Annotated in this window: 23 protein-coding genes and 2 rRNA genes; 7 read left to right on the forward strand and 18 right to left on the reverse strand. The window is 32.9% G+C overall.

The window, feature by feature from the left end; all coding sequences use genetic code 11:
* Positions 1-74: 74 nt before the first annotated feature.
* Positions 75-3686, reverse strand: coding sequence for a dynamin family protein (locus tag CIB95_RS08445; RefSeq protein ID WP_094924156.1), 3612 nt, complete (start codon positions 3684-3686; stop codon positions 75-77).
* 170 nt (positions 3687-3856) lie between these two features.
* Between CIB95_RS08445 and CIB95_RS08450 the strand changes: the two genes are divergently transcribed.
* Together CIB95_RS08450 and CIB95_RS08455 are read left to right on the forward strand one after the other, a co-directional pair.
* Positions 3857-5185: a cytochrome ubiquinol oxidase subunit I gene (locus CIB95_RS08450; RefSeq protein ID WP_094924158.1), complete on the forward strand. Its 1329-nt coding sequence runs from the start codon at positions 3857-3859 to the stop codon at positions 5183-5185.
* A 12-nt stretch (positions 5186-5197) separates the two neighbouring features.
* On the forward strand, positions 5198-6223 hold the full coding sequence (locus CIB95_RS08455; protein ID WP_094924159.1) for a cytochrome d ubiquinol oxidase subunit II: 1026 nt from the start codon (positions 5198-5200) through the stop codon (positions 6221-6223).
* Positions 6224-6266: 43 nt separating this feature from the next.
* On the opposite strand, the gene CIB95_RS08460 is transcribed toward CIB95_RS08455, so the two are convergent.
* The 14 genes from CIB95_RS08460 to CIB95_RS08525 all read right to left on the reverse strand — a co-directional run bounded on the left by CIB95_RS08460 (position 6267) and on the right by CIB95_RS08525 (position 20183).
* The gene (locus CIB95_RS08460) at positions 6267-6587 is read right to left on the reverse strand and encodes a YbjQ family protein (RefSeq protein WP_094924161.1); all 321 of its coding nucleotides are present in this window, start codon (positions 6585-6587) and stop codon (positions 6267-6269) included.
* Entirely contained in the window at positions 6568-6783 is a 216-nt protein-coding gene (locus CIB95_RS08465) for a hypothetical protein (RefSeq protein WP_094924163.1), read from the reverse strand. The genes CIB95_RS08460 and CIB95_RS08465 overlap by 20 nt, the downstream gene beginning before the upstream one ends.
* 93 nt (positions 6784-6876) lie before the next feature.
* Complete coding sequence (locus CIB95_RS08470; RefSeq protein ID WP_094924164.1) at positions 6877-7944, reverse strand: hypothetical protein; 1068 nt, start codon at positions 7942-7944, stop codon at positions 6877-6879.
* 13 nt (positions 7945-7957) lie between these two features.
* The gene (locus tag CIB95_RS08475) at positions 7958-8884 is read right to left on the reverse strand and encodes an NAD-dependent epimerase/dehydratase family protein (protein WP_094924166.1); all 927 of its coding nucleotides are present in this window, start codon (positions 8882-8884) and stop codon (positions 7958-7960) included.
* Entirely contained in the window at positions 8881-10008 is a 1128-nt protein-coding gene (locus tag CIB95_RS08480; RefSeq protein WP_094924168.1) for a glycosyltransferase family 4 protein, read from the reverse strand. The genes CIB95_RS08475 and CIB95_RS08480 overlap by 4 nt, the downstream gene beginning before the upstream one ends.
* Positions 10009-11208, reverse strand: coding sequence for an O-antigen ligase family protein (locus CIB95_RS08485; RefSeq protein WP_233144093.1), 1200 nt, complete (start codon positions 11206-11208; stop codon positions 10009-10011).
* The gene (locus CIB95_RS08490; RefSeq protein ID WP_094924171.1) at positions 11201-12475 is read right to left on the reverse strand and encodes a glycosyltransferase family 4 protein; all 1275 of its coding nucleotides are present in this window, start codon (positions 12473-12475) and stop codon (positions 11201-11203) included. The genes CIB95_RS08485 and CIB95_RS08490 overlap by 8 nt, the downstream gene beginning before the upstream one ends.
* A gap of 27 nt (positions 12476-12502) precedes the next feature.
* Positions 12503-13438 carry a GNAT family N-acetyltransferase gene (locus tag CIB95_RS08495; protein ID WP_094924173.1) on the reverse strand — a complete coding sequence of 312 codons (936 nt, stop codon included), beginning with the start codon at positions 13436-13438 and terminating at the stop codon, positions 12503-12505.
* On the reverse strand, positions 13428-14741 hold the full coding sequence (locus CIB95_RS08500) for an oligosaccharide flippase family protein (protein WP_094924175.1): 1314 nt from the start codon (positions 14739-14741) through the stop codon (positions 13428-13430). The genes CIB95_RS08495 and CIB95_RS08500 overlap by 11 nt, the downstream gene beginning before the upstream one ends.
* Before the next feature lies 1 nt (position 14742).
* Positions 14743-15843 (reverse strand): DegT/DnrJ/EryC1/StrS family aminotransferase, encoded by a 1101-nt coding sequence (locus CIB95_RS08505; protein WP_094924177.1) that lies wholly within the window; start codon positions 15841-15843, stop codon positions 14743-14745.
* A gap of 37 nt (positions 15844-15880) precedes the next feature.
* On the reverse strand, positions 15881-16855 hold the full coding sequence (locus CIB95_RS08510; RefSeq protein ID WP_094924179.1) for a Gfo/Idh/MocA family protein: 975 nt from the start codon (positions 16853-16855) through the stop codon (positions 15881-15883).
* Positions 16852-18786, reverse strand: coding sequence for a nucleotide sugar dehydrogenase (locus CIB95_RS08515; RefSeq protein WP_094924181.1), 1935 nt, complete (start codon positions 18784-18786; stop codon positions 16852-16854). The genes CIB95_RS08510 and CIB95_RS08515 overlap by 4 nt, the downstream gene beginning before the upstream one ends.
* 54 nt (positions 18787-18840) lie before the next feature.
* The gene (locus tag CIB95_RS08520) at positions 18841-19473 is read right to left on the reverse strand and encodes a tyrosine-protein kinase family protein (RefSeq protein WP_094924183.1); all 633 of its coding nucleotides are present in this window, start codon (positions 19471-19473) and stop codon (positions 18841-18843) included.
* Positions 19473-20183 (reverse strand): YveK family protein, encoded by a 711-nt coding sequence (locus CIB95_RS08525; protein WP_094924185.1) that lies wholly within the window; start codon positions 20181-20183, stop codon positions 19473-19475. Before CIB95_RS08525 ends, CIB95_RS08520 begins: the two co-directional genes overlap by 1 nt.
* A 316-nt stretch (positions 20184-20499) precedes the next feature.
* Here CIB95_RS08525 and ku point away from each other — a divergent pair, with 316 nt between their 5' ends.
* Genes ku through ligD form a run of 3 tightly spaced genes read left to right on the forward strand, consistent with a single transcriptional unit; the run spans position 20500 to position 23137 of the window.
* Positions 20500-21315 (forward strand): non-homologous end joining protein Ku, encoded by an 816-nt coding sequence (gene ku / locus CIB95_RS08530; protein ID WP_094924187.1) that lies wholly within the window; start codon positions 20500-20502, stop codon positions 21313-21315.
* Complete coding sequence (locus CIB95_RS08535) at positions 21315-22256, forward strand: ATP-dependent DNA ligase (protein WP_094924189.1); 942 nt, start codon at positions 21315-21317, stop codon at positions 22254-22256. The genes ku and CIB95_RS08535 overlap by 1 nt, the downstream gene beginning before the upstream one ends.
* Positions 22223-23137 (forward strand): non-homologous end-joining DNA ligase, encoded by a 915-nt coding sequence (gene ligD, locus CIB95_RS08540; RefSeq protein ID WP_158217589.1) that lies wholly within the window; start codon positions 22223-22225, stop codon positions 23135-23137. The genes CIB95_RS08535 and ligD overlap by 34 nt, the downstream gene beginning before the upstream one ends.
* Positions 23138-23188: 51 nt before the next feature.
* Here the strand turns inward: ligD and CIB95_RS16505 are convergent, their stop codons facing one another.
* On the reverse strand, positions 23189-23317 hold the full coding sequence (locus CIB95_RS16505) for a hypothetical protein (RefSeq protein ID WP_269844981.1): 129 nt from the start codon (positions 23315-23317) through the stop codon (positions 23189-23191).
* 94 nt (positions 23318-23411) lie between these two features.
* On the opposite strand from CIB95_RS16505, the gene CIB95_RS08545 reads away from it, so the two are divergent.
* Both CIB95_RS08545 and CIB95_RS08550 read left to right on the forward strand, forming a co-directional pair.
* Positions 23412-24596: a CapA family protein gene (locus CIB95_RS08545; RefSeq protein WP_094924192.1), complete on the forward strand. Its 1185-nt coding sequence runs from the start codon at positions 23412-23414 to the stop codon at positions 24594-24596.
* 40 nt (positions 24597-24636) lie between these two features.
* Positions 24637-24828 (forward strand): hypothetical protein, encoded by a 192-nt coding sequence (locus CIB95_RS08550; RefSeq protein WP_094924194.1) that lies wholly within the window; start codon positions 24637-24639, stop codon positions 24826-24828.
* 75 nt (positions 24829-24903) lie between these two features.
* Here the strand turns inward: CIB95_RS08550 and rrf are convergent.
* Positions 24904-25020, reverse strand: a 5S ribosomal RNA gene (gene rrf, locus CIB95_RS08555).
* Between the two features lie 188 nt (positions 25021-25208).
* Positions 25209-25307: ribosomal RNA gene (locus CIB95_RS08560) — 23S ribosomal RNA — on the reverse strand; the annotation flags it as partial.

Raw genomic sequence — 25307 nt, forward strand, 5'->3', positions numbered from 1 at the left:
AAACTTCAATTGCGAAACATCTCATATAAAAAGGAAAAAGAAGCGGGAAAATCGCTCCTTTTCATTTTTATTCACTAATTTCTGTTTTGCGAATCAATTTTTGAATATATTTCTTTCACTTCATTCACATTAAATGATGTGTCAAATGCCGCCATCTTTCCAACTTTATAGTCTTCTAGCAATTCTAACATAGCATTTACTGTATGTTGTCTTTTTAACTCTTGTTGTCTTATATAGTGTTTAATAAACTGATTTAATGTTTGATTTAATTCTTTATCCATCGTTTCATCTAGTTGCCCTTCAAGGTTTTCCTTCATTTTCACACTACCATCTTGTTCAAAAAACTGTTTACCACTTTTAAAAATCGTTAGCGACTTTTTAAGCTTATTTAAATCTAACATTTTTAACTCTGATGATATTTTCGGTGAATGTATATCTGAATCTTCAATCTCAGTAAAAGAAATTGAAATTGACGAACTTTTGCATTCTTTTTCATCCAGAGAAACTATCGTATTTAATTGTTGATTAATGTAATTTTCAATCCTTAATGTTGTGGCACGAAGTTCTTGCCCCCAATCATGTGATAAAAACTCAATTAGTTCTAATAAACATTTATTTAGTGCTACTTTAATGTTTCTTCCATCCTCTTGTAGCGATGAAGGGTTAAATGCATGTTTAAAACCTTCATTATAACGGAACAATACACGCTTTTTAACATAAAACAAGAGTTCTTCTATTTCTTTTTTAAGTGCTTGATTACTAGAATGTAAGGAGCGATTTATTATCGATTCTTTTACATAATTTATTGAACTTAATAATTGTTCTTTCTGAAGTTCCTTTTCTTCTTTTTCACCTAAAGCAGTTGAAATATAATCCGATAATACATTTTTAATCGATTCAATTTGCCTTACAGCTGCTTTATCTACATTGAAGGCTAATTCTTGAGAAATAAATGGGAGAAAGTCTCCTTTAAAATTACTCATGCCAGAGTCATTACTATTATCAGCTACTAAAGCATTCTTACTAGATACTGGATATAACCTAGGCTTTCTAATTCCACATTCCGTTAAGTTATCTTCCACATGGTCCATTACCAGTTGAAGTTCTTCGTCATTTTGCGCTAAATCTTTCGCATTAATAATGAAAAACATTTTATCAAGCTCAAATGCATCCTTCACTCGCCCTAATTGTATTAGAAATTCTCGATCTGCATGATTAAATGCGTGGTTGAAATATGTTACAAATAACACAGCATCTGCATTTTTAATATAATCAAATGCTACGTCTGTATGTCTAGCATTTATTGAGTCCGCCCCTGGTGTATCAACTAAAATGACACCTTGTCTTGTTAGTTCACAATCATAATATAACTCTATGTTATTTACAAAACATGCTTTATGTTCTAAAGCTACATATTCCTCATATTGCTTACGGTCTACTTTTACGATCTGGCCAAACTTAGTTGATGCCGATTCGTAACCTTTCGCAAAAGCTTTTAAAAATGAATAATGTGCTTTTGCATTTTCAACGATATCATTAACAGGTATATCCCTTATAACAGTAAGGGCTTGCTTAAATGAGTCAGCCTCTTTATTAAACACTTTTAACGAATGTTGAATGTCGGCTAAAATTTCCGCTTCTTCTTTCATATGAACTAAAATTGTTCCATGCTCATGCTTTTCGTCAATTGGCAAAATCTTATTAATAGTTGCTGTTGTTGGATTAGGTGAAACAGGAAGAACCTTTTCACCAATTAATGCATTTGCAAAAGAAGATTTCCCTGCTGAAAAAGCCCCGAATAATGCAATGGTATATCTATTACTTGCTAATCGAGCAGCACGTGTTCTTGTTTGTCTCTCCACTGTTTGAAGGCCCGGAATAGTTTTAATTAAATTCGATATTTCTAATAATTGCTTTGAACGTTGTTGTAAGTCAATTTGATGATCGACTACAACTCGATCGACTTTATCCTTATTTTTATTTTGGTTTTGTCCGCCTCTATCAAATACAATTTGATCGGTAGACATTTGTTTAAAATGATGTGAAACAGTTAGAATTTGGCAATCTTCAGCAGCTATTTCCTCTAAACAACCTTTTAGCGATTTAGTCTTATTCTCAATTGTTGTCTTGATGCTAGTTAGCTTTTCGTAAGCATCAATTTTATTCTTAACGATAGTTAGTTTATTAACAATTTCATCTTCAACAACTTTATTTGATTGAGCAACTTGTTTAATTAAAGGTTGGAATAATTCCATAGCGTACTTTCTATATTCCTTCTTAATTTCATTTGCTACATCATTAGTATAAGTTAAAATATATTGTCTATTTAACGTTGCACCTTTTTTCACTAATTCTACTAGTTTTTCTTTTGTAAAAGTGAATTTTGCATCGAATACCGCTTCTTTAAATGATTCATCATACACATTGTGTTTTTTAGTAAATGAAATCATTTGTTCTTTAACAACCCATTCTAAACTAGAAGAAATCTGTTCACATACATTTTCATGTAATGCGAGTAGTCTTTTTTCTTTCTCTTGTTCGGTTTTCGACTTAGCAAATAGTAGTCCAACTTTAAAATTTGGTTGATTTGCTTCTAAAAATTGTTCTGCTAATTCACGTGTTTTAAAAGGCATTAGGATTGCATCTTTTAATATGCTAGCTAACAAGTCTTTAAATGAATGGTCAATGTCAGCAACAGCCTCTTGAATTAATGCGAGTTCTTTTATATATTTTTTTTCTTTTGAATGTAACTCGTCTATTGGCTCATTATCCATTAAGGACAGCAGTTCATTCATCTCTTCTTGCTTCAAGTGTTTTTGGTTTTTATGAAAGTCTTCTATTAAGAAGGATGTCGTATCGTAAATACTATTGGAAATGATTGTTTTTTTCTTTTCTATATAATTGTATAACGTAGTTTTTACTTCGTTATATTGGTTGTATTTATTTTCTTGTTCATATAAAGACGTAAAATATACGCCAGCAGGTTTGACGTTCCAGTTTGAGAATCCTTCCACTACACTTTCCTTAAAGGCATCGAAAGAAAGCTCATCATCATTATGTTTATCCACTTGATTAATTATTAGATAAAGTGGCTTATTATAACTTTGCAACATCTTTGTAAATTGAAAATTACTTTCAGCTTGAACGTGATTATAATCCATTACATAGAAAATGACATCTGCTAAATGAAGGGAAGCTTCTGTTGCAATTCGGTGAGCATCATCTGTAGAATCTACTCCCGGCGTATCAAGTACTGCTACACCTTCAGGAAAATTGGTAGTTGGGTGACTAATTTCAACAGACTTAACCTCATCCCCATCAAGACAGTACTTTTTCACTTTATTGATATCATATGGGTACGAAAACTGAACCGGTTCTGAATCTCGAAAATGAATTCTAGCATACGGTTTACCAGATTTAACTTTAACGACATTTGCACTTGTCGGAATTGGACTCGAAGGCAACAAATCTTCAGCAAATAGTGTATTAATCATTGTAGATTTACCAGCAGAAAAATGCCCACAAAATGCAATGTTTAATTCTTGAGTAGACGCTTTTTCAATTAATTGCTTTATTTTTTCAGCATTAATCAGATCATTAAATGTTACAAGTTGTTCATGAACCATTGTTAATCTTTTTAATAATTGGTCTTGCGATATATCTTTTGTAATTGTCATTTTTGTCATATGAAATCCAACCTTTATTTACTTACTATTAACTTAGTATATAACGGAATATGACTTTCCTCAATTTTTCTTACAAAGAAATTAACTTCACCAACATTTTCCTCAAAAGAATAAAATACCTAATTTTACACAATTTATAGAAGAACAAACGTAGGGAGAGGATGAAAAGCTTGGATGAGGTACTAATATCTAGGTCATTATTTGGTACAACGATGGGGTTTCATATAATTTTTGCAACACTCGGTGTTGGGCTCCCATTAATGATTTTAACAGCAGAAATAATATACCAAAGAACAAATGATCATGATTACGCAATCATGGCTAAGCGCTGGACGAAAACGTTTGCGATTTTACTCGGTGTAGCTATCCCATCCGGAACTATTGCAGGGGTTCAGTTGTCACTACTATGGCCAGGATTTATGGAAATTGTCGGAAAAGTCATTGCACTACCTTTTCAAATTGAAATATTTGCATTTTTCTTGGAAGCATTGTTTATGTCTATTTATGTTTATGCAGCAGATCGACTTTCGCCATGGATGAGAATAATCAGTTTGTTTTTTGTGGCATTAGGAGCGGTTGCATCTGCAATTTTAATAACAAATATTCACGCTTGGGAAGGGACACCAACCGGCTTCCGATTGGTCAATGGAGAAGTCGTTGATGTTGATCCATGGGCTGCTTTTTTTAACCCCAGCTTTTTCGTCACTGCTGGACATGTAACAGTTTCTGCGTATATGACCGGGGCTTTTGTTGTTGCATCTGTAGCTGCATATAAAATGTTGAAAGAAAAAAAAGATACGAAAGTTTATATATTTCACCGAAAAGCTCTCATGTTAGGTTTAATTATTGGTGGGATATTCTCTGTCTTAACAGCAGTAAACGGCCATGAATCTGCACAATACTTACATGAATATCAACCAGAAAAATTAGCAGCAGCTGAAGGGCTTTTTGAAACTCAATCCTATGCTCCATTAGCAATCGGCGGTTTTACTGATCGTGAAAGTAGAGAAGTGAAATATGGAATAGAAATTCCTTGGGCACTTAGTTTCTTAGCTGGAGATCGCTTTGATGAAGTTGTAGTCGGTTTGAACGACTTTCCAGAAGAATATTGGCCACCGCTCTTTGTTCATACGTTATTTAACGCGATGGTAGGAATTGGATTTTCACTGTTATTCCTTTCGATCATTGGTTTTTACTGGCGACATATTCGAAAAAAGCAATTTCCAAAATGGTTAATGTGGGCTTTTGTTTCTGCAGGTCCCCTATCCATGCTTGGAATTGAGTTCGGTTGGATCTTTGCTTGTACTGGACGTCAACCTTGGACCATTTACCGTATCCAATTAACGAAAGATGCAGCTACTGGGGCTGATGCAATTGGCGTCATTTTCTTCTTATTTATAGGATTGTATATCCTTTTAGCTATTGCAACTGTTTTAGTACTTCATTTTTATTTTAAACGTCATCCATTAGAAAAAGAGAAGATCGGAACGATACAATAGGAGGTGGTTCTTATGGGAGATGAATATTTAGCAGTTGCCATGCTTTGGCTGTTTGTTTTTATATATTCCGTAGCCGCTTCCATTGATTTTGGTACTGGATTTTGGTCAATGTTTTATGCCAAACGAAGACATACAAAAGCTACTAAGATTGCCAATCGTTTTTTATCACCTTCATGGAAAATTACGAATGTATTTATCGTACTATTAGTAGTAGCACTTATTACTTTTTTTCCAGGTGCTACATTTACATTAGGTGCTGTATTATTAATTCCTGGTAGTATTGTTTTGTTATTACTGGCAATTCGAAGTGCATTTATGGTTTATTCGTATGCAGCTTCTAAACATCGCGTTCAACTTAGCTATGTATCAGGTATTACAGGTATATTAATACCAGGATTTTTAATCAGTGTATTACCAATAACACAAGGTGGATTTATCGCAGTAAATGCTAGTGGCGAACAATTACTACTTGGAAAACTATTAAGTAGCTTTAGCTTTTATGCTTTTGCAGGGTTTGGTATTGCTAGCACTTTGTTTTTATCTTCATTATTATTAGCAGACTATTCACGCGCTGCTGATGATGATGATGCTTATAATACGTATCGGTTTGATGCGATTATTACCGGACCAATTTCTCTTCTAATGGCCTTTCTTGTTTTATTAACTATGGATTTCGAGGCTAATTGGTTATTAGAGAATTTACTATTTTATCGTAGTTGGTTACTTCTTTCCGTTTGCTTTTTCTTAATTGGGTATGGATCGTTGTTTATTAAGAGAAATGCAAAGATAGGAATGCCAAGACTGGCAGTTATAGCTATCGTATTTCAATACTTATTTGCAAGCTATGCCTATGGCAACGCACATTTACCTTACATTGTTTATCCAAACGTAACTATTGAATCCGGCTTTACACACCCAGCTATGTTCAAAGCTCTTTTCATCACATATATCGTTGGGTTTTCAATACTTTTACCTGGGTTTATCTATTTTTGGCGATTGTTTATGACCGATAAGCGTTATGTTAAACAAGAAGATTAAAAAAATCTCGGCGCATTGCCGAGATTCTTTTAATTAAGTTTGGTTATTTTTTTTCAATTTTTACAGCTGTACCATAAGCAAGAAGTTCTGATGCACCTTGCATTACTTGTGAAGTAACAAATCTCACATTAATAATTGCATCTGCACCCATTCTTTCTGCATCTTGTACCATGCGTTGAGTCGCTTTTTGTCTTGACTCCGTTAACATTTCGGAATATTCCTTAATTTCGCCACCTACTAATTGACGAAATCCTGCAATAATGTCTTTCCCAATATTTTTTGCTTGTACGATATTTCCTCGTGCCATACCTAATGACTCTGTCACTTCATAGCCTGCTATTGAATCAGTATTTACTAAGATCATCTTTATCTTCCTCCTTTTTCTCTACTATCCGATCGTTAATTACACCAATAATAATTAAAATTGAACCTAAAAGAGCTAATACAACAGCACTTGGAAATAAAGTTGCTGCAAGCGTTTCATTTGCAAAAACAGTCACAATTCCCCCAAAGTACAATGCTGCTGCAATAAATATTAAAACTAAGCCAGCTTTGAGCATAACTTCCCCCAATAAGGTATTTTTTGTATAACTTCATTATACTAGAATTTCCCTATTTATTCCTAATTATTTGCAATAGTTTACCTGATATTTTTATGGTGTTACCTTTACTATTTCCAGCAATGACTCGGTTACTAAATTATCCTTTTCAATTCCTTTTGCATTTTCATACATGCTAGCTAATTCTTCAAACCACAGTCTTGCTTCTTTTAAATAGTTTAAAGCCAACGTCATTTTTATCGAGCAATTAGCTTCTAAGTCGTTAATTTTTTTCTTTGATTTGAAATCATAAAATTGAGAAGTTAATGAATGACTAAAGTCAACTTCTTGTAGTGAATCACCAGTAATATTGATATCATTAGCAGCAATTCTCTTAAAGATAACAGTATTAAGTTCAGGAAGAATTAACATAGAAGTTTGTAAGGGAAATATAGGGCTAACATATCGAACTAGTTGTAAGTTTAAATCTTTCGCTTTCTGTTCTATTTCTCCCATAATAAAATTTGAGAAATTATTTTTAAGAAACAACAATTTAATCGGTTTTTCAACCTTTTCAAGAGAGAAATTCTGCAAATTTATATTGGTGTTTGGTTCGATAAACCTTTTTTCATTTAATAGTTTGCTAGGCTTCCTTTTAATGCTACTAAAAAGTGAGTGTAGAAGGTGGTTTTTTTTACTATTAAGTAGTTGTATATTTGTATATTTTCTAATTAAATTATCTCTCTCTTTTACGAAAGAACTTGCTTCTAAGAAATGTTTCATAACAAATTGTAAGCTAGTTTGAATATTACTTTCCAAACTAGTGATATCTTTTTCCTTATTAATAAGCATTGTTTCATCATACAAACCTGTCAGATTAATTTCCTCAATAGGTTTCTTTACGTTTTTTGGTAACAATATTTCTTCGATAATTAAAACACCTTTATCTTCAATCAATAATCCTTCAATTCCATTTTCTAATAAGGAATGTTGAAAAATGATCACTTTTCTATTTTCAGATTGTAATCGTTTCACGAGTGATGTTAATAAATTTGTATAATGACATCCAAATTTACCTTTTAATACAACTATTTTTCTAGTTTTTCTTAAATACTGGTTGATAAGTGAGGAAAAACCATCTCTTGTATATGCACTAATACGAAAACAGTTTTGATTTTGCACCAAACACACCTCCTCACTCATTTTTTTGTACCGTTAACTCTTGAATAGTACGCTTAACACCCTGCTCCATTTCAAACGAAGGTGCCCAACTTAATTCTTTTTTGATTAGATCGTTGCTTAAACAGCTTCTAAAAATGTCTCCTTCACGTTCATTAGTGTATATTGGATCAAGGCTTGATTGGCATTCTTTTTTTATGAAGTCATAAATATCATTAATTGTAACTTCCTTATTTGTACTTACGTTCAAAATTATATTTTTACCATTTAGTGCCTTGATTGTGGCATTAGCGACATCCTCTACAAAGATAAAATCTCGTGTTTGCAATCCATTACCATAAATTGTAGATTTCCTATTATTTAGGAGCTGTTCGGAAAATATTTTAATAACTCCACCTTCACCTTTATCACTTTGTTTAGGTCCATATACATTGGCATACCTTAAAATGCAATAGTTTATATTAAGTTGTTTGCAAATCGATTGGATATAATACTCGGAAGCTAATTTCGATATACCATAAGGTGTTTCGGGGCTTAGTTGACAATTTTCTAGAATAGGAACAGATACTTGATTTCCATAAACTGCTGCTGTTGATGCAAATACAAATGATTGAACTCCTGTATTTTTAGCTAAATCTAACATATTTAAAGTCCCAGTTATATTAATCTGCGAATCTATCATAGGATTTTTCACGGACTCAGGCACACTAACTTGTGCTGCTAAATGAATAATCCCGTCAAATCTTTCTGAATATAAATCCTGTAATTTTTTCCGATCACAAATGTCTGCATCAATTACTTTGAATAAATTAGAGGTTGGTAAATTTTTTTTTGCACCGGAACTGAAATTATCCAATACAACGACTTCATATCCTAAATCTAATAAACCTTTTGTAACGTACGAACCAATAAACCCTGCTCCTCCAGTAACTAACACCCTCATAACCCTACCTCCTCATATACTTTATCTATCTCTTTTAATACTTCATCTAAACCATAATTACTTTCAATAATGGTTTTTCCATTCCGACCAAAAGCTTTTCTCATTTCACTGTTATCTAGTAATACTTGGCAATATCTTGCTATCTCTTGTGGGCTTTGTACCGGTACTAAGAAACCACTTTTCTTATGTTTTACCAAATCTCTATTACCTCTAATGTTAGTAGCTACAACTGGCAATTTCAATAACATCATTTCCATTATCGATCTGGGTAACCCTTCACGAAGTGATACATTCAAACCAATCGTACTAATTGAAAGTAGATCTACAATATCCGTTCGGAACCCTAGTGTCTTAACATAGTTTGATAATTTTTCTTCGGCAATAATAGTTTCCATTTTTTCTCTTAAATGTCCTTCTCCTACAAGCAGAAAGATAAAGTCATGACGTACTTCTTTCATTATTTTTGCTGCCTCAATGAGGTCTATTTGACTCTTGTTTCTATTAAATTCTGCCAAATGTATTAAAACTTTTTTTTCGGTTGGGATTTTTAGTTTAGATTTGATAGCTTTTTTATTAGCCGATACTGTCTCGCTTAAAAATCTATTTATATCTATTCCTATGCCATGTATTAATTGAACTTTCTTAGGATTTATAAATGTTATTGCTTGATTGTAATCCTCATCATTTATAACAATTAGTTTATTAAGCCATTTACCTGCAATTGATTCTGATAATTTAAAGATGAAGTTTGTTAATTTACTACCTTGTTTATGAAAATGGAAGCCGTGAGCTGTATATACTAGAGGTACTTTTTTTGAAAGGTTGACTAGCCGCGTTATAAAAGAAGCAATTGGAGTGTGGACGTGAATTAAATGGAAGTTATTCAATTTCAAAAAATGATATAATTTAAACGTGGCGAATATATTTTTAAGACTAAATATATTTCTACTAAATGGAATATGATGAATTTTTACATCACTTAAATCATGACTTAATGTTGAGTTTTTGTCTAAACAAGTTGCTATTTCAACCTTTATCCCTTTCTTTTGCAAATGTGCGATATGAGGTATTAAAAATGCTCGAACAAACGACTCAATCGTCGTTACAATTAATATTTTTTTCATTTATTCCCTCCCCTCTTTTTTATATATTTCTATCATAAATGCCGAATTTATACAGGCCATTACGATCCACCAATGTCTTTGATATAATGCCTCAATTCCTAAAGAGAGACCTGCCATTGCAATAAACGCTAACATTAACCCATAGATAAGTGGCTTATTTCCTTTTTTTGTTAAGCGAAAAGCTATCGCTCCTCGCCAAAGGATATTAGCTAAAAATAATAAAAATATCGTAAACCCTATTAGTCCGAATTCGACTAAAATCCAGACAGGCGTATTATGAATAATAATATGATACTTTTCCGTAATTGCACCTAGCCCTATACCAAACAAAGGAGATTCATTGAATAAATTAAGACCTGTTTTAATAATTGTAAGTCTTGTATCAATTTGAGAGGATCTCGTAGCTAACCAAATAATTTCTTGTAAGTAATCAGAACCAGCGATTAGTATGATAGCAACTAAAGAAATAGTAGAAATAAAGGCTATTCGAAGAATGTAAATTGGGTTTCTCAACGCTTGTATTAGTAAGACAATTGAAAGTGCAAGCCATGCAGACCTTGAAAAGGTTAGAATAATTCCAACCAATAAGGTGTACGTTACTGTATAAGCCATTCGCTTACTAAAAAGAGGGTTCTTAGAGTATAACGAGGTAATGTGAATGGTAAAGATGACGACTAATAACCCACCAAATGCGTTTGGATCAATTAGCATTCCTGAAAGTCGACCAGTAAAGGAATTCACCCAAGTGAAAGTAATGCCTGTTAATTGACTAGTGATAAAGAATAAAATGGCAAGTAACGTATGAAAGGTAATACATCCAATTAAATAGGTAAGGACCCATCTCATTCGTTCCCAATTCGTTATGAATTGGCAGAAGATGAAGAATAAGCTGAACAAGACCACTAATCCAACGTCTTTTTGGATTAATACATATCTTGTTAGAATTCCAGATGATAAGACACCATTTAAAGTAGCGATTAAAAATGAGACTAATAGTAGTGCATGCCATATGGAAAATGTATATTTTCTAATTTGTAGTTTCGTAATCGTAACGACAAATAACATTATAAAAAGTAGATCTGCTGGTGCAAATCTTATTCCGAAGGGAGTTCGAAATTGTATTGGTAATAAAAACAAATAAAAAACAATCAATAGTCCAGTAATTCCATATTTACTAATGCCATTTCTAATATTATTCATAACTATCACTTAATACCTTCTCTAATAAGGAAACCAGTTGGTAAGTTTGTTCTTTTCTAGTTAAATTACAACTAATTAAAAGTGGTAAATCCTCAATCCTTGATTTCTTTTTATCTCGAATCCAATTATTTAATTGCCTGAATATTTGTCCGGCTTCATTACTTACAAATCCACGATTCGTATTTCTAATCAAATCTCCGGCAACATTCTCCCCATTTCCAACTGCTAATATTGGTCTTCTTGCACCAATATATTCATATAGTTTACCGGTGTAAATGCCTTTTTCTGTTTCATCATTCCAAAGTAAAAGCAATAAGATATCTGCTTGAGCTTGAATCTCTAAAACTTTACTATGGGATACAGGATCGAAAATTTTAATATAATCTTGTAATCCAAACTTGTTGCGAAGATTATTTATAAATTCCAGATTTCTACCATAAAAATGGACTTCAACTTCGTCAGCTATTTTTTTATTTTTAGCTAACACTTCAAATAACGGTGTCACATCTTGGTATCCTTCATAGACCATACCAGTGTATACAATTTGTAATTTCCCTGTTCTAGATGAAGAATTTTTTGTTTGCTTTGGAAAATCTTCTTCGTCATATCCGTTCATAATAACTTCTATTTTTGAATCGAACTTATTACGCAACTTATTTGCTAAAGGTTCTGAAATCGTTATAAGAGCAGATGCTGTTGTTAACGTTCGCTTTTCCAAGATTGATTCTAATAACTTTCTAATTGTTGGATAATTATAGTTCGCATTATCAACCCATAAATCTCGTAAATCAGCTACCCAAGGTATGGAATTATATTTTGCTAGCTTTTTTGCTACTAAAAAACTTGTAAATGGGCCTCCACTAGCTACAATTACATCAGGTTTCCATCGCTTTGTCAGTTTTTTACCAGCACGCAATGCATATGGGTACCAACCAATTTGTCCATCTGGGAAATGAAAAATTGTTTTATATAACGATGCTACCTTTTGTATCCACCCCTTCGAAGGTAGCTGATATCCTTTTGTTTCAATTGATTTTTTTCCACCAAATAGAAATTGAAAATATTTAGCTATTGAAAAATATTTTGTTCGAATAACATTTTTCTCCTTACTTTCAACAGTTAAGTTTGCCGGAAGTGGCTGATCTATAGCTGAAATGACTCGAACTTCATGCCCAAGTCTCTCTAAATATTTCACCATTTTTGTCACCCTTACTGCGCCAATCGTATTATATGGTGCAAAAAAGTAAGAGACAATTAAAATCTTCAATTCTATCACTCCTTCCAATTTGCTTAACTACTTACGAAATAGCCACATGTTTCGCAAATTTTTAGCCATAGTTATGAGGCTATATTCTTCTAATGAATAGAACGGAACTAAATGTCCTCCCCATTTCCGTTTTGCTTTAGCAATGTTGCGAATATTTGCTCCGCAAAAATCAATTCCTTTAGCTTTTGTTTTTTGTAGGTCATCAATCGTAACTTGATCTAAATAAACAGCTGCACCTGATGTGAGATATTCTTCTTTTGTTCCTCTAATCCACCCAATTGCATATCCGTCATCTCGATGTAAACAAATTGTAGCACTTGCCACTTCACCATTAGGTGCGTAACATAAGTAAGTTCTTAAGTGGTTTTCTCCTAATAAATCAAATAATAAATTTAAATCTTCTAATGATAGATTATGAGAGAAGGATTGCCTCTTTTCTGTATCTAATAAACAGTTATAAACATCCTTAAGGTTATTAGATCGTTCAGCAACAAATCCTCTTTTAATTGCTTTTCTTATATTCGTTCTAACTTCAGTTTGGGCCAAGTGTATTTCATAAGGAAATTTTATTTTATACGTATATTTAACTCCTACATGAAATCTATTCCAAATCCAAGATCTACTATCTTCAATTCCTGGTGGTAACATCAACATATTTGCTAATCTTCTTTTCTTCATTTCCCCTGAAAGATAATCAGAGACCTTTATCCATTGGTTATAAATGTTATATATTTTTTGCGTATTCGTTGTACTAAATTCTAGGCCAATATATGGATTTAAAGGTGGAAGAATAATCTTTCCACGTTTATTTAAGTACCACACAGTTTTTACATTAGGAAATGCCTTTCCCTCTAATGACCAATTAAGTTTAAATGGTGCAACCGCCCACTTTAACTTGTTAAATTCAAGCCACCCTTCTAATAAGAGTGGACTCTTACTTTTGTTGAATTCATCAATATTCATTATTTTGCTCCTTATTTTTTAAAGAAAAATGCCGTTCCATTGCATACCATGAAAAAAATGTATGAATGATGTACCCAAAAGTACCGGCAATACTTAACATTAATATAGCTGTAGTTGCAGTGACATTTAGCCAGTTGGCAAATACTAAAGTTATTAGAAGTAAGAGGATCCTTATAACTTCACGATAAAGGTGGAAATCCTGCCTTTCAAAAACTGGAATGTTAGAGCCAACAGGTGCAGAAACAAATTGAAAGAAATACATAATGGCAAGAAGTTGCAAATAAACACCTGCTTGCTTCCATTCGTCTCCAAAAACAAAGGCAAAAAGGGGAGGAGCAAATACCGCTAAAGTAGTAATAAATACAACAGATATAAGCGCAATAGATTTAAATGTTTTCCAAAAGAGGTGGCGAATTGCTCGTTCATCCGACTTATTAATCTTTGAAGCTTCGGCTAGGTAGACTTCAGAAACAGCACCACCAATAATAGCGATAGGCAGCCCTAAAATTCGCTGAGCTAAAATATATAACCCAACAACAATTGGGCCATAAAAAGCGGTTAACAATAAAGCTGGTAATTGAAGGCTTACACTATTTAATAGTGCTGAACCACTCGATAACATTGGAAACCTACGATATCTACTCGCAGTTTTTCGTATTTGATGCCAAGACACTTCCTTCAACAATGCTTTCTCGTGGCGGAATGATAAGATTGTGATGGTTATGCCCGCTACTAATCTACCAATGACATCACCGATAAGTAAGCCTGTTTTCCCCAATTTATTAAAACCTAGTATTATTTGTGATAGTACTTGAATTGTCGATTGATTTAACTTTGTTATTGAAATGTTTTTAAATGTTTCCGTTCTGATAGACCAGTAATGAACAGCTTGAAAGGTAGATCCACCAATAAATGCAATTGGAATGAGCCAAAGAGCTCCTGCTAAAGTGGGTGTATTTAAAAAGTAAGCAATATTTTCCGCAAATAAAGTGAAAATGGAGAAATGGAGAATGCTAAATAGGAGAATAAGAATAAAACATAATGCTAATACGTTAATTGCTTCTTTATTATTATTGGGAAGGGGAAGTGGAATAGCCATCTCATATAATAAAGAACCTATGACAACAAGGATTGACAAAATAGATAAATATACAGAGTAAACACCAAATTCTTCTGGTGAATAAATTCTCGTTAATATAGGTGTAGACAAAATAATTATTAATTGAGAAAAAGCAGTACCTCCAGCTAAGACACCTACATTTTTAGCAAATTTTCCTTTAGGAATTAGATTCTTCCATTTCATGCTATTTCAACACTTCTTGTAATTTTTCAGCAATGAATACTTGCTTATCATATGTCATTTGTGGCCAAATCGGTAGTGACAGGACTTCCTTTGTTAGCTTTTCAGAGTTAATAATCATTTTTTTATTATTTGAATAGATGTTCAGTTGGTGAACTGGGATTGGGTAATAAATCATTGATCCTATATTGGATTTCGTTAAATAATCCTTTACAATATCACGTTTTTCATTGCTAATCTTCGTAGTATATTGATGATAGACATGGTAACAATCATCATCTTCATATGGTAATGTAATCTCGTTAATATGTCCTAAAAGCTTTTGGTAATTTAACGCTACCGATCGCCGAGCGTTATTCCATTTATCAATATAAGGAAGTTTTACGCGCAGTATTGCCGCTTGAATTTCATCTAATCTAGAATTGTACCCTAGCATTTCATGATGATATTTTTCCTTAGAGCCATGTGATCTTAGCATAGCTGCTTTCTCTGCTAATTCATCATTATTTGTAACAATCATTCCACCGTCTCCATAACACCCTAAGTTTTTTGTAGGAAAAAATGATAAACAGCCGGCCTCTCCAATCGACCCTAATTTTTTACCTTTATAAGTCGCTCCAAACGCTTGAGCTACATCTTCTATTACTTTTAGTTTGTGCTTATACGCAATAGTCATTATTTCTGTCATATTTGCACTTTGACCATACAAATGAACAGGTAATATTGCAGTTGTTTTACTTGTTATAACACTTTCTATTTCATTTGGATTAATATTGAAAGTTTTCTCATCTATATCAACAAAAATTGGTTGTGCACCAATAGCATGAATGGCTTCTGCAGTGGCAAAAAAAGTAAATGGAGTTGTTATTACTTCATCCCCTTTTTTTATTCCAGCAGCTTGTAAAGCGATAACTAATGCATCAGTTCCTGAATTAACTGCTACAGCATGTTTTGTTCCTAAATAACTGGCAATCTCTTTCTCTAACATTTTCACATTTTTCCCCATAATAAATTGCCCAGACTGTAGGACATTATTTATAGCAGAATTTATCTCTGTTTTTAATTCTTCTATTTCACTCTCTAAAGTAAATGGTGGGATCTCCATTTTCTTTCGTCCTCCTCCTACTTAATTCACGATATAGTTAATTTCCTAATAATCGAAATCTATTATTTTGTTGCCTAATTTCTTGATGTGTTTTTTCAAGTAATTGAATAACCTCTACCCCATTTTGTCCATCAGATAAAGGATTTGAGCGATTCGATATACAACTTAAGAAATGATTACATTCTAATTTCAATGGATTACTATCACCGATAAACAAAACTTTCTTTCCTTTATCAATATTCTCTAAATCATCACTAACTGTTTTTCGATGTAGGATGACGCTCTGGTCATGTTCGTTGTAAACGAGCATCCCTTCTCTTCCAACAATGATCATTTTCCTTATATCCTCAGGGTAATACCACGAGATATGCATATTTACTGAGAGGTTATTAGAAAAACCTAAATGCAAGTAAACATCATCCGCTATATCTTCCTGAAGAATTGATTGACTCTTTGAAGTTATAACCTGAGGATGTTTTTCAAATAAATAAAGTATTACCGCTATGTCATGAACAGCAAAACTCCAGAGAACATTTTCAAAAGATCTAACTTTCCCTAGCTTGGTCCTTTGTTGATGGATACTTTTTACTTCACCGAGCTTACCTCTTTTTATATAATTTTTGATAAATTGAATTGCCGGTTGGTATAAAAGTAAATGACCTACCATTAAAATAAGATTACGCTTTTCCGCAACTTTAACTAGTTTTTCACCTTCGGAACTCGAAAGTGTAAACGGCTTCTCCACCAAAACATCCTTACCTGCTTCAAGTGCTTTTTTTGCCAATACGAAATGAGTATTAACCGGCGTTGCAATGACAACACCTTTTATACTTTTATCAGTAAGAACATGATCCATATTTGAATAAGTAGGAATGTTTGGATACTCATTTTTTAGCTTACGCTGTAAAGCCTCATCCGGTTCAACTACAGCACCTAATGCACCAAGTTTATAAAATGTTTTTACATGGTTAATTCCCCATGCACCAGCACCAATTACAGCAATTTTTATCATAGTAGCGTCACCTTATTATTTAAATATTCCTTTGGCATTGATTTTGTGATATTCTTCGTATCAAATACAGAAGAAGCATTTTCAACTATTTTTTCATAATCGACATTACTATGGTCTGTTGTAATGATAATTAAATCCTGTTTTGATATGTTATAAACGGTAAGTGGTGTAGATGAGAGCGATATTCCCGGAGAAAATATTTGTGGTACATTCGGGTCGTGGTACATGACCGAAGCATTTTCTTTTTGAAGAAGTTTAATTAGTTGAAGAGCAGGTGATTCCCTGTAATCGCTTATATCCTTCTTATAAGCAACCCCGACAATCAATACTTTTGCTTTTGATAAAGTGATACCTTTTTTGTTTAAAATTCGCATCGCTCTGTCACGAACAAACTCTGGCATTTTTCTATTTATTTCTCCTGCGAGTGAAATAAATTGTGTATTAAAATTAAGTTCTTTTGCTTTCCATTCTAAATAATGCGGGTCAATCGGAATGCAATGGCCTCCTACTCCTGGGCCAGGATAGAATGGCATAATTCCAAATGGCTTTGTAAATGCCCCGTCTAATACCTCCCAAACATTTAAGTTCATTTTGTCGCAAAGTAAGGTTAGCTCATTAACCAATCCAATATTTACGGCACGGAATGTATTTTCATACACTTTTACTAACTCAGCCGCTTTCGCACTCGACATTGTAATTACATGGTCAATTACTTGCTCATATAATATTTTTGCCAGTTCATTTGAATTTTTCCCGACTCCACCAATTATTTTATTTGTACTTTTTGTGGAGAAGCTTTTATTACCTGGGTCAACTCTTTCAGGTGTATGAGCTAAGTAAAAATCCTCCTCTACTTTTAAGGTCGATTTTTCTAATAAAGGTAAACATACCTCCTCTGTCGTCCCAGGATATGTTGTTGACTCAAGACAAATTAATTGTCCTCTTTTTAAATGTTTCGCAATACTTTTACTGACTTCTTCAACATATTCTAAATTTGGAGTTAAGTTTTTTGTTAAAGGCGTCGGCACACAAATAATAATAACATCTAAATCTTTTACGATTTCAAAATGATCAACAGCTTTTAGTTTTCCATTATTAACAACAGTAATTAGTTCTTCGTCTTCAACATCTGAGATATAATTTTTCCCTTCATTGACACCTGCAACTTTTCTTTTATTTAGTTCTATACCAACCACAGAAAAGTTTTGTTTCGCCAACTCTACTGCTAGAGGAAGCCCAACATAACCAAGGCCAACTATACCTATTTTAGCTTGACGCTTTGTGATTTTTTTCAATAAATTCTCTTTTGTCGTCATATTTTTCTCCATAATCTCCTTCCCTTCATTACTTCCTAAAAATATAGGCATTGTCGCATGCCCTTCATGTGAAATTCCTTCAGAAAATAAAACTGTTTTTATAGTTAATAGAAGTATTTTAAGATCTAGTAAGAAACTTTGATTGTCTACGTACCACACATCTAGTTTAAATTTTTCTTCCCAACTTAATAGATTTCGTCCGTTCACTTGAGCCCAACCAGTAATTCCTGGTCTAACATCATGACGTCTTGCTTGTTCTTCATTGTACCTTGGTAAGTACTCTAATAATAATGGTCTAGGACCAACCAAACTGATATCTCCTTTTAGTACATTGATTAATTGTGGTAATTCATCTATGCTCATTTTCCTCATTAACTTTCCAAGTTTAGTTAACCGCCTATCATCTGGTAATAGCTCACCAAATTTATCTGTTTCATTTGTCATAGTTCTAAACTTATAAATTGTGAACGGTACACCATTTTTTCCAGGTCTAACCTGCTTAAACAAAATTGGTGAGCCTATTATTATTTTAATTGCAAGTGCAATCAGTAACATGACCGGTGATAAAACGATACTGAGAATAAGAGCAATTGAAAAATCAAATAAACGCTTCATAGTATAACGCTCCCTTCACAATTGTAAGTATAAGTACAATTATACCTACAATAATCACTCATTCCCTACGATACCTAAGACATGATTACTGGATAAATTTAACTGGTTACTTGCCTTGCGCACTTCATTTTTAGTGCACTTATTAATATTAACTACCAGCAATGATGCATCTGAAATAGCTGCCAAGGAAGTGGAATCTGCAACAGTTAAAGAAGGACTATCGACTATAACATAATCTGCCTTTGCAGTTAATTTTTCAATTAATAATTTTAATCTCCTCGATGCTATTAATTCTGCCGGATTAGATACGATCGAACCAGCGGTAATAACATAAAGCTTATCAATATCAGCTTTTTGTATAATGCTTGTTAATTTACTTTCACCAAGTAAAAAATTTGTTAATCCTTCTTTATTAGACAAATGAAATGCTAAGTGTCCGGCTGGTTTTCTAAGGTTACAATCAATATAAATTGTGTTTTTTCCACTTTGAGCAAAGGCGGTTGCTAAGTTTGCTGCAATAAGAGATTTTCCCTCTCCCTCTTTAGTACTCGTAATTAGAATTGATTTATGTCCATGGATATTCATCACATCAATGGTAGCTCGAATAGCTTTGAAAGATTCGGCTGCTGGAGAATTTGGTTTCCAAACTGTTGCCATCTTTAAAAAACGTTCATCGAAATGTTTCATTAACTTTCACCCTCTTTATCTTTTTCGTTAATGATAAAGGCGTCAAAATGTGAAATATGGCCAATTACTTTAATATTCATATCCTCGTATACTTCATTAATGTTTTGAAACTTTACGTTCAATACCTCAATAATAAAAGCAAATGTTAAAACAAGAAGTAACACTAAAAAAAATGTTATTAAAGTGATTAGCTTTATATTAGGTTTAATTGGTTCTCCATGATTACTAATGGAAGCTGGCGTCAGGATTTTCACATTTTTATTTCCGAAGATAATTTCAGTTTCTTCTAGAAATGTTTCCGTTACTAAATTTGCTATTAACGCAGCTCTATTTGGGTCTGTATCTTGAACTGCAATAGTAAACACTTGCGAATGGTTAATCTTTTTTACATCAACCTTTTCGGATAGTTCGCTTCTTGTTGTTTGATTTCCTAACTTTTTAGCAACTTTATCTAAAATTGCTGGACTTTTAATAATAATCTGGTACGTATCGATAAGTAAAATGCTTGTTTCTATATCACCTGCAAATTGCCCTGTGACAGGATCCGTCTCACTTGCTAATAGTTCAGTTTCTGCTTCATATATTGGCGTAATGAAAAAGATACAATATAAAGCTGTACAAAAAGTGAATAGTATTGTTGTCAATGAGACTAACTTCCACCTTTTCTTTAATACTAAAAGAATATATTTAAATTGAATAATTTCCTCCATTTTTCAATCCTTTCTACCACGTTGTTCATATGTGGTTTTTTCTTCAATCTTCTATTTAGCAAAAAAATACCTACGTGTAGTAATAACACTATCCAAACATTACCTACTCCCCATATCTTATTGACACAATGCCTTAAGTGTATGGGTATAACCACTATTTTTTTCAATTCATTGATAAAAAAGCGGAAAAAAAGAAGTACAAAAGTACTCCTGTTACAAAAAGAGATCTATATTTAAATGTTTTACCTGCTTTAAATGTATGTATAACAAATGTTGTACAAACACTAAAGGTAAACTTATGATAAGGTGTGAGATTATGCATACAATGTGGAAAGGATCAATTAGTTTTGGACTCGTCCATATTCCGATTAAATTATTTGCTGCAACAGAAGACAAGGATATTAAATTCCGCTCGCTTCATAAAGAATGTAAAAATCCTATTAAGTATGAAAAAGTTTGCGCTGTCTGTGATAAAGAAATAAACCAAGATGATATTGTTAAAGGCTATGAATATGAACCAGGCAAATATGTAATTGTAGATCCTGAGGACATTAAAGAGTTAACAAATACATCAAGTAAACGAGTTGAAATCATCGATTTTGTCTCGATTGAGGAAATTGATCCAATCTTCTATAATAAATCTTATTTTATTGGTCCTAATGAAAACGGTGAAAAACCATATAGTTTGCTAAAGAAAGCAATAGAAGAGACTGGAAAAATAGGAATTGCAAAAATTACCATACGGTCAAAACAACAATTGGCCGTAGTCCGTGGGTATAAAAACGGATTATTACTCGAAACGATTCATTGGCCAGATGAAGTTAGAAATATTGAACATATTCCTAATTTTTCAGAACAATTGGAAGTAGATGAAAGAGAGTTAAATATGGCCAAAACGTTAGTGGAACAATTAACGACAGAATTTAACCCAGATAAGTATACAGATGAATACCGTACAGGTTTAATGGACTTAATTGAAAGTAAAATGAAAAATCAAGAGTATAGTACACCTCATCAAGAACCAGAAACAAATATTATTGATTTAATGGATGCCTTGCAAGCAAGTATAGATGAAACGACACCTAAAAAGAAAAAGAAAATAAGAAAAAAGAAGGCAGTGTCAGGTGAATAATGTCATTCATAAAACCAATTCTTCCTACTCTTACAAATCTTGTTCCAAAAGGTTCAGAGTGGCACTTCGAAATAAAATATGATGGGTTTCGCTGTCAATTACATTGGGATCAAGAGAATCTAATATTATACAGTCGAAATGGGAAAGATTTGGGTTACTACTTTCCTGAATTAAAGCAGCTACAAGTACTGTTTACTAAGGGTTTTGCTAACAACTCTTTTGTCCTAGATGGCGAACTATGTTGTTTGGACCAAAACGGTGTACCAAACTTTGATGCCATTCAATATAGAGGTCGACTTAAAAACGAAACTAAAAGGGTAGCTGCCGCAAAGGATCATCCAGCTACTTTTCTTGCTTTTGACTTACTATATTTTAATAATGAAAAAACATTAGATCTTAATTATATAGAAAGAAAGCGAAAGCTAATATCCTATTTTTCACAAATTGATGTATATGGAAAGTTTTTATCAGTGATAAAACAAGAAGAGAACTTCAAAATTTTATGGAATAAAGTAGTATCCCAAAACCATGAAGGAGTTATCGCTAAACATACTTCAAGTAAATGGATACCAGGAAAACGAACAGAATTATGGAAAAAAATTAAAAATTATAAAAAAGTAAAAATAATAGTTACTGGTTATCACATAGATAACGGTTATTTTATTGCCAGTGTCTATAATGAAAATAAGATAATGAATGTTGGTTCCTTTATTCATGGATTAACTCCAGATCAACAACTTGCCCTAAAGACCATTATCGATCGAAATGCAATTACAAAGAAAAATAACTCTGTCCTAATGGAAGCAAGGATAGTCGTTGTTTTAAATATCATCGGCTTACAAAACGGAACGTTAAGAGAGCCACGATTTGTCTCATTTGAATTAAATGAACCTGTGGAGGAATGCACATGGGAGCTTCTAAAAATGAACGCATCAAACTGACTATTAATGACCAAGAAGTAGCAATCACTAATCCGATGAAAAAACTATGGCCTTCAATAACAAAAAGTGAATATATCAATTATTTAATTACAGTATCCCCCTTGCTATTACCTTATTTGAGAAAGCGTTTATTAACAGTTATTCGTTACCCAAACGGTGTACAAAATGAAGCCTTTTTTCAAAAAAACAGTCCCGAGTATACACCCGACTTTGTGGAAACAAAAATGGATGATGGAAAGAATTATATTTTATGCTCTAACCTAGAAACATTAATATGGTTAGGAAATCAAGGAGCAATTGAATATCACATTCCATTTCAACAATTTGATGAAAATGGACCTAGAGAAATTGTGTTTGATTTAGACCCTCCCTCTCGAGATCACTTTTTGTTAGCTATTGAGGCAGCTCTAATAATTAAAGAGATCCTTGAAAAGTTAAATATTGTTTCATATATAAAGACATCAGGAAACAAAGGAATGCAAATTCTTATTCCTCTCCTATCAAATTCATTTACATATGAAGAAACAAAGGTATTTACTGCTTTTATAGCGTCTTACTTAGTTAATAAAGAACCTAAATGGTTTACAATTGAAAGGCTTAAAAAGAATAGAAAGGAAAGACTTTATGTGGATTTCATTCAACATGCAGAAGGAAAAACAATTATAGCTCCATATTCTGTTAGGGGAAATGAAGATGCTCTTGTTTCTACCCCATTACAATGGTCTGAAGTAACAAGACAATTAAATCCAAGTACATTTACGATGGGGGAAGTTATAAATAGGATTAAAGGTGAAAATCATCTGAAACTTAATTTAAAAGAAATGGAAATAAAGAATAAAGGATTACACCAGTTAATCAAAAATATAAACAATTTAACGTAGAGGCATCTTATGAATTATCACAAAAAAATACGCCTAATTGGCGTATTTTTACTACTCATCTCTTCTTTCTTTTTCTCTTGTGTAAGTATCTTTTCCTGGATCATGATGTTCTCTTAAACTCTCTGTCGGTGTTTGATTATTTGTAAGAGCAGCTTTACGTTGCGTTTTTCTTTTCGTCATAAAAACATCTCCTCAATACTTCTATATAATGGTAGTATTGTACATATATCTATTTTTATTCATACATAATAAAATTGCTAGGAGAGACCTACTCATGAAGAAAATAACAATTATCGTATTTATCATTATAGGCATTTTTGGAATTATATTTATAACATATCAGCCAAATAACTCGGAAAGATATGTATACCATCATACAACGAAAGAATTATATTATGTTAACAAAGAACAATTACTACCTAAAATATCGACCGTTAAAATAGCAGCGATTGGTGACATTCTCATTCATAATGTTGTCTATTATGATGCAAAGACTGCTGATGGTGGTTATGATTTTAGACCGATGTTTGAACCAGTAAAACATTACTTAGAGTCCGCTGACATAACAATTGCTAACCAAGAAACGATGATCGGTGGTACTGATATCGGTTTATCTTCTTATCCTCGTTTCAATAGCCCTTTTGAGGTTGGGGATGCCCTAAAATATGTCGGAGTAGATGTAGTCACACTTGCAAACAATCATACATTAGACCGTGGAGAAGTTGCCATTAAAAATGCAATAAACCATTGGAATGCATTAGATATCACTTATACAGGGGCATATATTTCAAAAGAAGATAGTCAACAAATAAGATATATGAATAAAAATGATATAAAATTCTCTTTCCTTTCTTATACATATGGAACAAACGGAATACCCGTTCCTAAGGGCAAAGATTATTTAGTCAATTTGATAAATAAAGATAAGATGAAAAAAGACATTAACGAAGCAAAACAAAATAGTGATGTAACAATCGTATCAATGCATTTTGGAAATGAATATGAACTTATGCCGAATAATTATCAAATTGATTTGGCAGAGTTTCTAGCAAAAGAAGGTGTTGATATTGTTATTGGCCACCACCCTCATGTCCTACAACCTGTGCAATGGATAAACCGACCAGATGGAAAGAAGACCTTTGTCGCTTATTCACTTGGCAACTTTATATCTGCCATGTATGGCGTGGACCAACTAGTAGGCGGAATTTTACAAATTGATGTTGAGAAAAAAGTAGTTGGTAAAAAAATAGATATTTCATTAAAAGAACCAACATTTATTCCAACATATACACATGCACCAGGTTTCAAAAACTTTAGAATTTTACCAATGGCATCATTAACTAATGAACAATTACAAAATGTTGACGAACACCTAAACAGGTATAAAGATTTAATGACAAACTGGGTAGCTGATATTAATTATATAGATAAGATATCAACTACATCTTCAACTGAATAATTTATTCGAAACAACATACCTTAAGACAGAGGTGATAGCAATGCATAATGATGAAGAAAAAAACATGTCTAAAATAAATACTTCTAACCGTTTGTATGCTGAGCCGTCAACTTCTCCAAAAATTGTTGCCAAAATGGATTCTGATCCTAAAACAGCTTTAGATCAAAATCCTTATAATGAAGAAGAAATGAAAATTCAAAACCAAAAGGTACTTTCATACTTCGAAGATTAAGTATTGAATTTCAAAGTTTAGAAAGAAAATATGAAAAAAAGAGACTAGCCATATGGCTAATCTCTTTTTTTGTTTGCCTGGCAACGTCCTACTCTCACAGGGGGACAGCCCCCAACTACCATCGGCGCTGAAGAGCTTAACTTCCGTGTTCGGTATGGGAACGGGTGTGGCCTCTTCGCCATCATTACCAGACAAGTTATTAAATTAAAGGAACATCGTTCCTTCAAAACTAGATAACGACAATCACATACATTTAATAGTCCAGCTGCGGCTCCTAGTTTCTCGAGGTCGCTTCACTCACTCAGTCGAAGTCTTTTGGACTTCTCATTCATGAGTTCCAGCGCTTGTCGAAACTATACAGTCGCCTCGCTTTTTATATTTTGGTTAAGTCCTCGATCGATTAGTATCTGTCAGCTTCACGTGTTACCACGCTTCCACACCAGACCTATCAACCTCATCATCTCTAAGGGATCTTACTT

This window comes from Lottiidibacillus patelloidae (assembly GCF_002262935.1).
GTDB lineage: Bacteria > Bacillota > Bacilli > Bacillales > SA5d-4 > Lottiidibacillus > Lottiidibacillus patelloidae.